Consider the following 13,564-nt stretch of genomic DNA (forward strand, 5'->3'; position numbering starts at 1 on the left):
ACGCAAGATGCGGGTGACAGAGGGGGGCGGCCTGCCTATCGTGCCGCGCCTCCCACCGGACGTCGATTTTGATCCTGCCAGACCTGCCCGATTATGCCGCGCTACGCGAGAGTTTCCGCTGGCGCATCCCGGATCGCTACAACATCGCCGTCGACGTCTGCGACCGTTGGGCCGCTATCGCACCTGACCGTCCGGCCATCATCGAGGTCTCCACGGACTGGCAGGTGAGCCCGGTCAGCTTCGGCTGGCTGCGCGAGCATTCGAACCGGCTGGCGAGTGCCTTGCGCGCGCGTGGCGTCGGCCGGGGCGACCGCATCGCCATCCTCCTGCCGCAGGGGCGGGCGGTGCTGACCGCGCATCTCGCCGCCTACAAGCTCGGCGCGATCGCCGTGCCGCTGGCGGCCTTGTTCGGGGTCGATGCCTTGGCCTATCGCCTGACCGACTCGGCCGCCAAGGTCGTCGTGACCAATGCCGGCGGGCTGGCGAAGCTCGGCCAGATCACTCAGCCGCTGCCGGAGCTGGCTCTGCGTATCTCGACCGACGGTGCCGATGGCGTGGTGGAAGGGTGGGACGCGCTGCTGGCGGAAGGCAGCCCGGATTTCACCCCGGTTGAGACCACGCCGGACGATCCGGCACTGATGATCTACACCTCGGGGACAACAGGCAATCCGAAGGGTGCGCTGCATGGCCACCGCGTTCTGCCCGGCCATTTGCCGGGCGTGCAGATGCCGCATGAATTCATGCCGCGGCCGGGCGATCTCGCCTGGACGCCGGCCGACTGGGCCTGGGCGGGCGGGCTGCTCAACATGCTGCTGCCGGCACTGCATTTCGGCGTCGCGGTGGTGGCGCGGCCAGTGACGCGCTTCGAGCCGGAAGAAGCCTACCGGCTGATCCAGGATCTCGGCATCCGCAATGCCTTCGTGCCGCCGACGGCGCTCAGGATGATGCGCGGCGCCGGCAGCCCGCAGGGGCGCTGGCGCCTGAACCTGCGCACGGTCGCGGCGGCGGGCGAGGCGCTCGGCGCGGAGACGCTGGAATGGGGGCGCGAGGCGCTCGGACTCACGATCAACGAGGCCTATGGCCAGACCGAGTGCAATCTCGTGCTCGCCTCCAGCGCGGCGATCGGTGTCAGCCGCCCGGGCACGATCGGCAGGGCGGTGCCCGGCCATGAGGTCGCGATCATCCGGCCGGACGGCACGATCTGCGCCGCCGGCGAGGAGGGGCAGATCGCCGTGCGTCGGCCCGATCCGGTGATGTTCCTGGAATACTGGCGCAACCCGGAGGCGACGGCGGCCAAGTTTGTCGGCGACTGGATGACGACCGGCGACGAAGGCGTGCAGGACGAGGAGGGCTATGTCCGCTTCATCGGCCGCGACGACGACGTGATCACCTCATCGGGCTATCGCATCGGGCCCGGCGAGATCGAGGATTGCCTGCTGCGCCATCCGGCCGTGGCGTTGGCGGCGGCCGTCGGCAAGCCCGATCCGCTGCGCACCGAGATCGTCAAGGCCTTCGTCGTGCTGAAGCCCGGCCATGGCGGCTCGCAGGCTCTGGTCTCCGAGCTTCAGGGCTTCGTGCGGGCGCGGCTTTCGGCCCATGAATATCCGCGCGAGATCGCCTTCCGCGACGAGCTGCCGCTGACGACGACCGGCAAGATCATCCGTCGACTGCTGCGGGCCGAGGCCTGAACAGCGAGCGCACGATCCTCTCGCGCATCCGGGCCGCAAGATCGACCGGCCGACGCGAGCCTTGCGCCCGGCGTCGCGTGAGGCGGATCGTGCCGAAGGCCTCCTCACGGGCGCCGAAGAGCGGCAGGCCGCCGGGCAGCAGGATCTGCCGCGAGGGCTGCGCCTTGCGCATCATGGCGAGCAGCATCGGCAGCGGCTCCAGCGCGGCATGGGCCTCGTCGCCGACGCCGTGATAGAGCCAGCAGGAGGCGCCCTTTCCGAGCGTGAGCGCGGCGGCGATCGGCCGGTCGTCCAGCACCAGAACGGCGACGCGGCAGAGCTTCTGCCGGCCGAGATCGCGGCTCATGCTGCGCAGGAAGCCGACCTCGCGGGTGTCCTGCAGCGTCGCCTTGCCGGCCCTGCCGCGCGATCCGGAGGCTTCGAGCGCCAGCAGGATCTCGACGGCGTCGCGCCGGTCGGCCTGGTTCGTGGCTTCGGCGAGGATCAGGCGGCCCTTGTCCCGCAAGGTTTCGTCGGAGGTGGCGATGCGGGCGGTGGGCGGAAGCTCGAGCCGGCGTCCAAGGACGGGCTGCCAACCGACCGCCACGCCCTGGCCGTCGGCGACGCGCGCGAGCGTGGTGGCAAAGGCGCCGGCAGGATCGATGCCCGACAGGGAAAAGGCGTCGCTGGCATGGCCGCACCGGCGCCAGTCGCGCAGGAAGGCGGCGAGCGCGGGGGCGGCGAAGGTGCTGTCGAGCAGCGGCGTGCCGTTCAGCAGGCGCGGATCGGCGAAACCTTCCAGCGTGTCGGCCGCGAAGATATGGCGGCGCGTCCGGCAAGGAACGAGCCCGACGAGCCGGCGCCGTTCCGAGCTCGGCTCGCCCTGCCAGAGCAGCATCAATTCGGCATCGCGGAAGGAGATGAGGTGCTGCGCGGCGGCAAGCGCGAAGCCCGGCTCGAGGCAGGGATTGGCCTCGAGCGCGCGGCTTGCGAGGTCGGCCCATTCGTGGCGGATGGCATCGCAGGCACTGAGCGCGCGCAATTCGCTATAGATCGCTGCATCCGGGCGAGGCAGTGGCAGGTTCGGCATGGCTGCCGTCGCGCTGCCTTCGGTCGCCGCCAGAGCTCTGATCGTGCTCATCTGCCCGCACCCTTCCTGGATCGTTCTGGCGCATTGCTGTGCCGGAACGGCAAGGCAGGTTGGCGTGCCTTGCCTCTCGCCGGGTCAGGTTCAAGAAACGGGCCGGTACTCAGGCGGTCTGGGGCTGCGTGGCGGCCTGCCCGAGGAAGGCCGACCAGAGCTTGCGGACGGTGTCCTCCTCGATATCCCTGACGATCAGGACGAGGCGGGAGCGGTGATCGGCATCCGGCCAGGCGTCGAGCTGGATCGGCGGATGCAGGATCTGCTGGACGGCATGGACAAGCAGGGGGCGACCGGGTTCGCCGGCGATATCGACCAACCCCTTCAGCCGCAGCAGGCGCGGGCCGTGGATCGAGCGCAGAAGGGTCCAGAACAGCTCGAAGGTGGTGCGGGCGACCGGCTGCTCGGCAGCCAGGACGAAGGCGCGGATCGAGGCGTCGTGACGGTTGACGTCATGCGGGTCCTGGCCATGGGCGTGATCGTGCCCGTGATGGTGGTGATGATCGCCGTGGTGGTGATCGTGCCCATGGTGATGGTGGCCAGGCAACGCGTCTTCGGCCAGCCAGAGGCGCAACGCCTGCGGCTGCTTGGCGAGATCGTAGAGGCCGGCGCCGATCAGCTCGGCGGCGGGTGCGTCCGGCGGCAGGATGGCGATGCCTGGATTGAGGCCGTCGAGGCGCTGCCGCAGGGCGGCGACATCATCCGGCGCGGCGAGTTCGGCCTTGGTCAGGACCAGCCGGTCGGCGGCGACGACCTGTCGGCGGGCCTCTTCATGGGCGTCAAGCGTCGCCATGCCGTTGACGGCATCGACCAGCGTGACGACGCCGTCGAGCCGGAAGCGCATGGCGAGATAAGGATGGTTGATCAGGACGTTGAGGATCGGCGCGGGGTCGGCGAGGCCGGTCGTCTCGATGACGAGGCGCGAGAAGGGGGCGATGCGGCCGTTGTCGCGGCCGCGCAGCAAATCCTCCAGCGTGACGATGAGGTCGTCGCGGATGGTGCAGCACAGACAGCCGGATTCGAGGAGGATCATATTCTCCTCGACGCCCTCGATCATCAGATGGTCGAGGCCGATCTCGCCGAACTCGTTGACGAGCACGAGCGTCCCGGCCAGCGCCGGGTCCTTCAGCAGGCGGTTCAGCAAGGTGGTCTTGCCGGCGCCGAGGAAGCCGGTGAGCAGGGTGAGCGGGACGGGGAGGGGGCGGGCGGGATCGCCGGTCATGGGTCGCAAAGCCTCGAGGACATCGGGTCAATCCGATGTCCCATCAGTGGGAAAGATCGTCTTCTGCGCGCCCGGCAGGGCGCGTGACGATCTAGGCAGGCACGACGCTCCGCCTCGTTTGTTCTAGTATTACATTAGTGGCGATGGCCGCGATGACAAGGGCGCAGCCGGCATATTGCAGCGGGCCCAGCCGCTCGGCGAGCACGAAGGCGGCGATGATGACGGCGAAGACCGGCTCGGCGCAGAAGGCGAGGCCGGCGGGGCCGGGCGCGATGCGGGCGAGCGCGAGGATCTGGAAGAGGAAGCCGACGATATAGCCGCCATAGGTGATGGCGACTGCGATCGGCGCGAGCAGGAAGGTCTGGGGCGGCAGGAAGCCGCCTGTGGCGAGCAGCACCAGCGCGGTCACCGGCAGGATGACGACATGCGACCAGAACAGCTTGGGCAGGGTCGGCGTCTCAGCGCAGCGCGCCGCGGCGAAGAATTGCGCGGCGGCACTGACGCTTGCGAGCATGGCGAGCGCGAGGCCGCGCGGATCGAGCCCGTGCAGGTCGGGGCCGACGACGAGGGCGATGCCGAGGAAGGCTGCGAGTGCGCCCGCCAGCCTGTCGGCCCGCAACGGGGCCGGGGTCAGGATGGGCTCGGCCAGCACGATCAGGACCGGGAAGGTGTAGAACACCACCGCGGCGACCGAGACGGGAATGAAGGCGACCGAGGAGAGATAGGCGATGCCGACCAGCGCCGTCGCCAGGCCGAAGAGCAGGACGGGCTGCCGCTCGCCGCGCTTCAGGGCGAGGGAGCCGCGCCAGGCGAGCGCGACGCCGCCGACGAGCGCAAGCATCAGCAGCACGCGGTAGAAGACGAGGAGCGGGCCGCTGAGACCCGCCTGCCCGGCGATCTGTGCGCTGACGATATTGGTGCCGAAAGCAGCGGCCGAGGCGAGCGCCAGGACGAGGCCCTGTCGTTCGCCGGTTCGGTCCCGGTCAGGGCTCCTCAGGTCCAATCAGGCCTCAGGCGTCGTTGGCGGGCTTGGCCTTGGCTCCGGCAGCGGGCTTCGCCGCCGGCGGCTTCACGGCAGCCTGGGATGGCTTGGGCTTCGCCGGCAGGGTACGAGCCGGCGGGGTCTTGAGCGGCTGCGCCTTCGCCGGCTGGGTCTTTGCCGGTTGGACCTTGGCGGCCTGGGCCTTCTCGGGCTTCGCAGTGCGCGTGGCTGGTTTGATACCTGCGGCTGCGCCCGGGCGCAGGCTCGCGGCATTGGCCGCACCGGACTGCACCGAGCCCTGGAGGCGCAGCGGGCCACCCTCGAAGGCCTCGGTCGAGGGCTGGACCGGCGCGCTCGCCGGCGCGAAGGCGGTGGCGCCGCGCGGGATCGCGCCATTGTTCGAGGCGGTGCGGCGGGTCGAGGGCACGACGAGGCCGGCGGCGACCGGGGCTTCCGGCTCGATGGTCGGGGTGCCGCGCGCGACGCGCGAACTCGGCTGCGCCGTGGCGTTGGCCGCGAGCGGGGCCGAGGCCGAGCCGGAGCTACGGCCGAAGGAGACCTGCATCGGAACGGCCTCGGCGCGAGGGCCGAGCACGACACGCCCGCGCGGCGAGCGGGTTGCGACGGAGCCGGACGATTGCGGGGCGGACTGGGCGTTGAAGATCGCGAAGCGCCCGCCATCGGGGGAATTGGCGTCGCCGGTGGACATGCCGGCTGCGATCGGGCCGGAAATGTCGGCATCATCCGCGAGAGCGACGCCGCCGCCGCGACGGCGGACATCGTCGCAGATATTGGGCGCGCGGGTGCCGCTCGGCGGCATCGAGGCGACGCTGTAGCCGGTGCCGCCCCAGGCGGCAAAGCCCTCGTCGAGGAGCTGGGCTGCTCTCACCGTCCGGTCGGTGCCCGAGGTCGAACCGAGCACGACGGCGATCAGCGTGCGCCCGCCGCGGCTTGCGGTAGCGACGACGTTGAAGCCGGAGGCGCAGGTGAAGCCCGTCTTCATGCCACTGACGCCGGAATAGCGCCCGACCAGTCCGTTGGTGTTTTGCATCACCTGCTTGCCGAGCTGCACGGCCGAGGTGCCCCAGTAATCGGAGTACTGCGAGAAATCATGCATCAGCGCCATGGCGAGTACGGCGAGATCGCGGGCGCTGGTCTGCTGGTCGGGATGGTCCCAGCCATTGGGATTGGCGAAGCGGGTGTCGCGCATGCCGAGGCGCTGCGCCTCCGCATTCATCATGGCGACGAAGGTCGGGACATCGCCGCCGACGCCCTCGGCCACGACATAGGCGATGTCGTTGGCCGATTTCACCATCATGATGCGCAGGGCGTTGTCGAGCGTGATCTCCTGGCCCGGCCTTGCATAAACTTTCACGCGCGGCTGGCTCGCGGCGAGCTTAGAGACCGGAATCGCCGTCTCAAGGCTGAGCCGTCCTTCCCGCACCGCCTTCAGCGCGAGATAGATCGTCATCATCTTGGTCGTGGAGGCCGGGCGCCAGGCCTGGTTCGCATTCTCGCTCGAGAGCACGGCGCCGCTGGAGGCGTCGACGACGAGGCTCGTTCCGGCATGGGCCGGCCCCGTCAGGACGGCGCCGAGGGCGAGGGCGGCTGCGAGGCGGGAAGCGATCATCGGGCGGGTCTGAACCTGTCTTGCTCGAAGCGGGCGGGTAGCGTCTTGCGGGTAGCGACGGCGCAGGGTTCAACGCGACGCATGCGGCAATTTCGAGACGGCCGCAACAATCGCCCGCCCGTGAATGCATACCTACCCCTTGCGGAGCGATTTGCCTAGCTGCGGCAGCCGGTCCACAAGCGGAACGTTCTTCAGCTTTTCCGAGGCTTTGTCGCGTGGCTTTCGGCCTTCTCTGGATACCGGCGACCATCGCCGCCTCGCTCCTGCAGACCGCGCGCAATCTGGCGCAGCGCTCGCTGACCGACATCATCGGCGTGGTCGGCGCGACGCAGGTGCGCTTCCTCTTCGGCCTGCCCTTCGCCATGTTGTTCCTGGCGCTGGCCTGCCTCGGGCTGCAACGCCTGCCGCCAGAGATCGGCATGGCTTCGCTCGGCTACACGCTCTGGGGCGCGCTGACGCAGATCGCGGCCACCGCGCTGATGTTGGCGGCGATGCGCGAGCGCTCCTTCGCAGTGACCACAGCCTATACCAAGACCGAGCCGGTGCAGGTCGCGCTGTTCGGAGCCTTGCTGCTCGGCGACGCGCTGACGCCGATGAAGTTCCTGGCGATCGCCATCGCGACGGCAGGCGTGATCGTCGTGTCGTGGAAGCCCGGCGAGAAGCTGACCCGGGCCGGCCTGCGGCCGGCGGTGTTCGGCATCGTCTCCGGCGCCTTCTTCGCGTTGTCGGCAATCGGCTTCCGTGGCGGCATCCAGGCCCTGCCGGAGGGCTCATTCCTGATCCGTGCCTCGACCATTCTCGTGCTCGGCCTCGGGCTCCAGACGCTTCTGCTGGTCATCTATATGCTCGCCGCCGACCGGCAGGCGCTCGTCCTCAGTCTTAAGAGCTGGCGCCGCTCGCTCTCGGCCGGCTTTCTCGGCGCGGCTGCCTCGCAGTTCTGGTTCATCGGCTTCTCGCTGACGACGGCGGCCAATGTCCGCACGCTGGCGCTGATCGAGGTGCCGCTGGCGCAGATCGCCTCGCGCAAGCTGTTCGCCGAGGGTACCAGTCGGCGCGAGATGCTGGGCATGGCGATGATCGTCGGCGGGGTCGGGCTGCTGCTCTCGCTGGCGTTGCGATGAGCGGGCGGGCCGGCTAGTTCTGGAGGCAGAAGCCCGCCAGCCGATCCGTGCACGGCCACCATGCGCGGATACCGGCTTGCCCGATGGCTCCGGGCTGACAAAATAACGTGTAACTGCACAGTAAGGGAGATTTCGCCATGAGCGCTGCGATCGTTGGCTGGGCCCATACACCGTTCGGCAAGCAGGATGCCGAGACCGTCGAAAGCCTGATCGTGCGGGTGGCGGTCGAGGCCCTTGTCGATGCCGGCATCACCGCCGACGATGTCGACGAGATCGTGCTCGGCCATTACAACGCCGGCTTCTCCGCCCAGGACTTCACGGCATCGCTGGTGCTGCAGGCCGATCCGGCGCTGCGCTTCAAGCCGACCACCCGCGTCGAAAACGCCTGCGCCACCGGCTCGGCCGCGGTGCATCAGGGCGTGCGCGCGATCAAGGCGGGTGACGCCAAGGTCGTGCTCGTCGTCGGCGTCGAGCAGATGACCAAGACGCCTGGCCCCGAGATCGGCAAGAACCTGCTCAAGGCTTCCTACCTTCCGGAGGACAGCGAGGTTCAGGGCGGCTTCGCCGGCGTCTTCGGCAAGATCGCGGCCGCTTATTTCCAGCGTCATGGCGACCAGTCCGATGCGCTCGCGATGATCGCAGCGAAGAACCACAAGAACGGCGTCGCCAACCCCTATGCGCAGATGCGCAAGGATCTCGGCTATGCCTTCTGCCGCGAGGAGAGCGAGAAGAACCCCTATGTCGCCGGCCCGCTGAAGCGGACCGACTGCTCGCTGGTCTCGGACGGCGCCGCCGCGCTGGTGCTGGCCGACGAGGAGACGGCGCTGCGCATGCGCCGCGCCGTCGGCTTCCGCGGCATGGCCCATGTCCAGGATTTCCTGCCGATGTCGAAGCGCGACATCCTGAAATTCGAGGGCGGCGCGCTGGCCTGGAAGAAGGCGCTGGCCAATGCCGGCGTCACGCTCGACGATCTCTCCTTCGTCGAGACGCATGACTGCTTCACCGTTGCCGAGCTGATCGAATACGAGGCGATGGGCCTGACCAAGGAAGGCGACGGGGCGCGGGCCATCAAGGAAGGCTGGACGCAGAAGGACGGCAAGCTGCCGGTCAACGTCTCCGGCGGCCTCAAGGCCAAGGGTCATCCGATCGGCGCGACCGGCGTCTCCATGCATGTGCTCTCGGCCATGCAGCTCACCGGCGAGGCACCGGAGGGCATGCAGCTCGACAGCCCGCGCCTTGGCGGCATCTTCAACATGGGCGGAGCGGCGGTCGCCAACTACGTCTCCGTGCTCGAGCGCATCAAGTAAGCCGCCTACCGGCCGGCAGAAGCGGAACTCCCGACGTGATCGTCTTCATTGCGCTGCTGCCGGCCTATGTCCTTTCGATCTTCTACCGCTCCTTCCTGAGCGTGATCGCCGGGCCTGTCATGGCCGATCTCGGCATCGGACCGGCCGCCTTCGGCCTGCTGGGTGCGGCCTGGTTCATCGCCTTCGCGCTGGCGCAGTTTCCGGTCGGCTGGGCGCTGGACCGGCTCGGGCCGCGCCGGACCGTAGCCTTCGCGATGGCGATTGGCACCGTCGGCGCCTTCCTGCTGACACAGGCCGGCAGTGCCGCGACCGCCGGTTTCGCGATGGCGCTGATCGGCATCGGCTGCTCGCCGGTGTTCATGTCCTCGCTGTTCCTGTTCGCGCGCAATGCCGCGCCGGAGCGCTTCGGTCTGCTCACCTCGCTCTTCATCGCGCTGGGCTCGCTCGGCAATATCGCGGGCGCCGCGCCACTCGCCATCGCCGCCGGACATTTCGGCTGGCGCGGCGCGATGATGGCGATGGCGGTGGGCTTCCTCGTCGCGACCGTGCTGGCAGTGGCGCTGGTGCGCGACCCGCCGCCGCGACCGGCTTCCGCCACGCCCGACGAGGGGCTGCTGCAGGGGCTCGCCAGCATTCTCGCCCTGAAGCCGCTCTGGCTGATCGCACCCCTGACCATCACGGGCTATGCCATCGTCGCCACGGCGCGCGGGCTCTGGATCGGGCCGTTCATGACGCAGGTCCATGGCTTCGATCCGGTCGCGGCCGGCCATGCGGCCTCGATCATGGCGGCTGCGATGATCGCCGGCGCCTTCGTCTATGGCTGGCTCGAAAGCCGGACCGGCCGGGCCAAGGCGATCGTCACCTGGGGGACGCTGCTGACGGTGCTCGGCTTCGTCGCGCTGGCGCTGAGCGGGCAGCAATCGCATGTGACGGCGGTCGCACTGTTCTCGCTCGTCGGTGCGGCGGGCTTCACCTACGCCATCCTGATGGCGCATGCGCGGCAGTTCTTCCCCGAGCATCTGATCGGGCGCGGCATGACCTTCGTGAACTTCCTCTTCATCGCCGGGGCGGCGGCGGTTCAGTCGGCCTCCGGCTGGTTCATCGCCGAGCAGCGTGCCGCCGGGCTCGATGCGGCCAAGACCTTCGCCAACCTGCACTGGGCCTTCGCCGCGCTGCTGCTGGCCTCGGTCGCGATCTACGCGCTGTCGCCGGCCCGGCCGAAGCGCTAGAGGGATTTACGCCTCACCCGGAGCCTTTGCCGCGATCGCCAGGGCGTGGACGCGGTCGGCCAGTTCCTGTGCCAGAGCCGCGTTGACGAGGCGGTGGCGTTCCAGCCGGCTCTTGCCGACGAAGGCTTCCGACACGATATCGACCCTGAAATGAGTCTCGCCGCCCTCGCGCCAGCCGCCATGGCCCTGATGCTGGTGCGATTCATCGATGACCCTGAGCGCCTGTGGCGCAAAGGCCGCGGTCAGCTTGTGCGTGATTCTTTCACTGATTGCGGTCATGATCGCGCCACCGTTGCCATGATTGTTCTGTCGGTTCGGCGATGCGCTGCATCGCACTTGCCGCCCTGAGCCCTGCGTTTCATAACCCGTCGACGATGAACATCAACTCGCGCCTTTTCGACAGCATCAGGATCGGAGCTTCCGAGGCGGAAGCGCCCGTGGAAAGCGATGCGCCGCGTTGCAGCCATCCGGGCTGCGCGCGCACGGGAGAGTTCCGTGCGCCGAAGGGGCGCGGCCGCGAGGGCCAGTTCTTCCTGTTCTGCATGGAGCATGTGAAGGCCTATAACGCGACCTACAATTATTTCGCCGGCATGGACGACGATGCGCTGGCCGCCTACGCGAAGCAGGAAGAGATCGGCCATCGGCCGACCTGGAAGCTCGGCGTCAATTCCAAGGCGGCGCGGATGTCGCAGCGCGGCCGCAGGGCGAACGGCGAGGCCAGCGCCGACATGCACGACGCCTTCAACCTGTTCGGCGCCCGCAACAAGCAGCAGGCGGCCCAGCCCGAATCGCGCGTCGGCATCGTGGCGCGCAAGGCGCTGGAAACACTCGGCCTCGACGACACCGCCGATTCCGTCGCGATCAAGGCGCGTTACAAGGAACTGGTGAAGCGCTTCCATCCAGACGCCAATGGCGGCGACCGCTCGCGCGAGGGTACGCTTCAGGAGATCCTGAAGGCGTATCAGCAGCTGAAGAGCGTGGGGATGGTCTGAGGGCGTCTCGGAAGGTGTCTTCCCGTGCGCGTTGCGGCACGTAGTGCTGCGACGCAGACACGGGACCGCGTGACGAGAGGGCGCCTTACCTGATGACGGTCCCGCATCTGCGCAGCGGCACTCCGCGCCGCAGCGCGTGCGGGATGACAGCTGCCCCTTTTGGAGCGCTACCCCTTCGCCGCCAACCCAGCGACATCGGCGATGATGCCGTCCAGTGCGAAATCCTTGGGCGTATAGACCCGCGCGACGCCCATGTTGCGGAGCGCGTTTTCGTCATCGGGTGGGATGATGCCGCCGACCACCACGGGAACATCCATGCCGGCGACCCGCAGCCGCGCCGTGACGTCGCGCACCAGCGGCAGATGCGAGCCGGAGAGGATCGAGAGCCCGATGATGTCGGCCTGCTGCTCGCGAGCCTCGCTGACGATCTCCTCCGGCGTCTGGCGGATGCCGCCATAGCTGACGCTCATCCCGGCATCGCGGGCGCGAACGGCGATCTGCTCGGCGCCGTTGGAATGGCCGTCGAGGCCGGGCTTGCCGACGAGGAAGCGCGGCGCGCGGCCCAAGCGCTCGGTCGCCCTCTCGACGGCCGCCTTCGCCGTGGCGAGACCAGTGGCATCACCGAGCTTCGTCGTATCGACGCCGGTGGGGGCACGGTATTCGCCAAAAATCTCGCGCAGGGTCTGCGCCCACTCGCCGGTGGTGACGCCCGCCTTGGCGCAGGCGATCGAGGCCGGCATGACGTTGCGGTTCTCGCGGGCGCTGGCCGCGAGCTCGGTGAGCGCCGCCTCGGCCGCCTTGGCATCGCGGGCGGAGCGCCAGGCCTTGAGCCGGGCGATCGCTTCGGTCTCGACCGAATCCGGCACGGTCACGACGGCGCCGTCGCCGGCCGAGAGCGGGGAGGGCTCGCTATTGGTGAACTTGTTGACGCCGACGACGACCTGCTCGCCGCGCTCGATCGCCTCGATGCGTCGCGCGCCGTTCTCGACCAGCGCCATCTTCATGTAGCCGCTCTCGACGGCGGCGAGCGCGCCGCCCATGTCGTCGATCCTGGCGAGCTCCTCCAGCGCGGCGGCCTTGAGCTCGTGCACCTTGGCATCGATCACTGTCGAGCCGTCGAAGATGTCGCCGAATTCGAGCAGATCGGTCTCATAGGCCAGCACCTGCTGCATGCGCAGCGACCATTGCTGGTCGAAGGGGCGAGGGAGACCCAGCGCCTCGTTCCAGGCGGGCAGCTGCACGGCGCGCGCGCGGGCCTTCTTGGAGAGCGTGACCGCCAGCATCTCGATCAGGATGCGGTAGACATTGTTCTCCGGCTGCGGCTCGGTCAGTCCCAGCGAATTGACCTGCACGCCATAGCGGAAACGCCGCATCGCCTCATCGGCGATGCCATACCTACCGAGCGTGATCTCGTCCCAGAGCTCGACGAAAGCCCGCATCTTGCAGAGCTCGGTCACGAAGCGCATCCCGGCATTCACGAAGAACGAGATGCGGCCGACCGTGCCGGGGAATTCCTCCGCCGAGACCTCCGGCCGGGCGCGGATCGAATCAAGCAGGGCGATCGCGGTTGCCAGCGCGAAGGAGAGCTCCTGCACCGGCGAGGCCCCGGCCTCCTGCAGGTGGTAGGAACAGACGTTGGTCGGATTCCATTTCGGCAATTCATTTGCCGTGAACACGACGATATCGGTGGTGAGCTGCATCGAGGGGCGCGGCGGGAAGACATAGGTGCCGCGCGACAGGTATTCCTTGACGAGGTCGTTCTGGGTCGTGCCCTGCAGGAGCTTGCGATCGGCGCCCTGCTCGTCGGCGACGGCGATATAGAGCGAGAGCAGCCAGGCCGCCGTCGCGTTGATCGTCATCGAGGTGTTCATCTGCGCCAGCGGGATCTGGTCGAACAGCGCCCGCATGTCGCCGAGATGGGAAATCGGCACGCCGACCTTGCCGACCTCGCCGCGCGCCAGGACGTGGTCGGGGTCGTAGCCGGTCTGGGTCGGCAGGTCGAAGGCGACGGACAGGCCCGTCTGGCCCTTGGCAAGATTGGTCCGGTAGAGCCGGTTGGATTCGGCCGCGTCGGAATGGCCCGCATAGGTGCGGAAGATCCACGGCTTGTCGCGCTGGGCCGTTTCCCGGCCGCCCTTGTCCGTCGCGGTCATGGCGTCTCCCCATATTGCAGAGCAATCTGAATGTTGCACTGCGGCGAAGATAACGCCAGAGCTTCGGCGATGTCCCGTGCGACGTTAGGCTGACGATGCGGGTAAGGCCCCGAAGGGCCG

The 13,564-nt window shown here is 68.6% G+C and carries 10 protein-coding genes and 1 pseudogene; 5 read left to right on the forward strand and 6 right to left on the reverse strand.

Annotated features, from left to right (window positions below; all coding sequences use genetic code 11):
* The first annotated feature begins 71 nt into the window (after positions 1–71).
* The gene (locus AC6RIC_RS05265; protein ID WP_499736557.1) at positions 72–1,688 is read left to right on the forward strand and encodes an AMP-binding protein; all 1,617 of its coding nucleotides are present in this window, start codon (positions 72–74) and stop codon (positions 1,686–1,688) included.
* On the opposite strand, the gene AC6RIC_RS05270 is transcribed toward AC6RIC_RS05265, so the two are convergent.
* The 4 genes from AC6RIC_RS05270 to AC6RIC_RS05285 all read right to left on the reverse strand — a co-directional run bounded on the left by AC6RIC_RS05270 (position 1,657) and on the right by AC6RIC_RS05285 (position 6,642).
* Entirely contained in the window at positions 1,657–2,808 is a 1,152-nt protein-coding gene (locus AC6RIC_RS05270) for a GNAT family N-acetyltransferase (protein WP_499735392.1), read from the reverse strand. The two genes, AC6RIC_RS05265 and AC6RIC_RS05270, sit on opposite strands and share 32 nt — an antisense overlap.
* 109 nt (positions 2,809–2,917) lie before the next feature.
* Positions 2,918–4,030 carry a CobW family GTP-binding protein gene (locus tag AC6RIC_RS05275; protein ID WP_499735393.1) on the reverse strand — a complete coding sequence of 371 codons (1,113 nt, stop codon included), beginning with the start codon at positions 4,028–4,030 and terminating at the stop codon, positions 2,918–2,920.
* A gap of 91 nt (positions 4,031–4,121) precedes the next feature.
* Positions 4,122–5,033: a DMT family transporter gene (locus AC6RIC_RS05280; RefSeq protein ID WP_499735394.1), complete on the reverse strand. Its 912-nt coding sequence runs from the start codon at positions 5,031–5,033 to the stop codon at positions 4,122–4,124.
* A gap of 7 nt (positions 5,034–5,040) precedes the next feature.
* A complete protein-coding gene (locus tag AC6RIC_RS05285; protein ID WP_499735395.1) occupies positions 5,041–6,642 on the reverse strand; it encodes a D-alanyl-D-alanine carboxypeptidase family protein in 1,602 nt (533 codons plus the stop codon).
* A gap of 215 nt (positions 6,643–6,857) precedes the next feature.
* Here AC6RIC_RS05285 and AC6RIC_RS05290 point away from each other — a divergent pair, with 215 nt between their 5' ends.
* From AC6RIC_RS05290 to AC6RIC_RS05300, 3 genes and pseudogenes are all read left to right on the forward strand, one after another.
* Positions 6,858–7,763 carry an EamA family transporter gene (locus AC6RIC_RS05290; RefSeq protein WP_499735396.1) on the forward strand — a complete coding sequence of 302 codons (906 nt, stop codon included), beginning with the start codon at positions 6,858–6,860 and terminating at the stop codon, positions 7,761–7,763.
* A gap of 137 nt (positions 7,764–7,900) precedes the next feature.
* A complete protein-coding gene (locus AC6RIC_RS05295; protein WP_454655284.1) occupies positions 7,901–9,070 on the forward strand; it encodes an acetyl-CoA acetyltransferase in 1,170 nt (389 codons plus the stop codon).
* Between the two features lie 26 nt (positions 9,071–9,096).
* Positions 9,097–10,299 (forward strand): annotated as a pseudogene (locus AC6RIC_RS05300) (MFS transporter); the annotation flags it as partial.
* Between the two features lie 6 nt (positions 10,300–10,305).
* On the opposite strand, the gene AC6RIC_RS05305 reads toward AC6RIC_RS05300, so the two are convergent.
* Positions 10,306–10,578: a BolA family protein gene (locus tag AC6RIC_RS05305; RefSeq protein ID WP_454655286.1), complete on the reverse strand. Its 273-nt coding sequence runs from the start codon at positions 10,576–10,578 to the stop codon at positions 10,306–10,308.
* 158 nt (positions 10,579–10,736) lie between these two features.
* Here AC6RIC_RS05305 and AC6RIC_RS05310 point away from each other — a divergent pair, with 158 nt between their 5' ends.
* Entirely contained in the window at positions 10,737–11,291 is a 555-nt protein-coding gene (locus tag AC6RIC_RS05310) for a DnaJ domain-containing protein (RefSeq protein WP_499735397.1), read from the forward strand.
* Positions 11,292–11,458: 167 nt separating this feature from the next.
* Here AC6RIC_RS05310 and AC6RIC_RS05315 read toward each other — a convergent pair whose 3' ends face one another.
* Complete coding sequence (locus tag AC6RIC_RS05315; protein WP_499735398.1) at positions 11,459–13,444, reverse strand: methylmalonyl-CoA mutase family protein; 1,986 nt, start codon at positions 13,442–13,444, stop codon at positions 11,459–11,461.
* Positions 13,445–13,564 lie beyond the last annotated feature (120 nt).

The sequence above is a fragment of the Allobosea sp. TBD101 genome, from assembly GCF_059817965.1.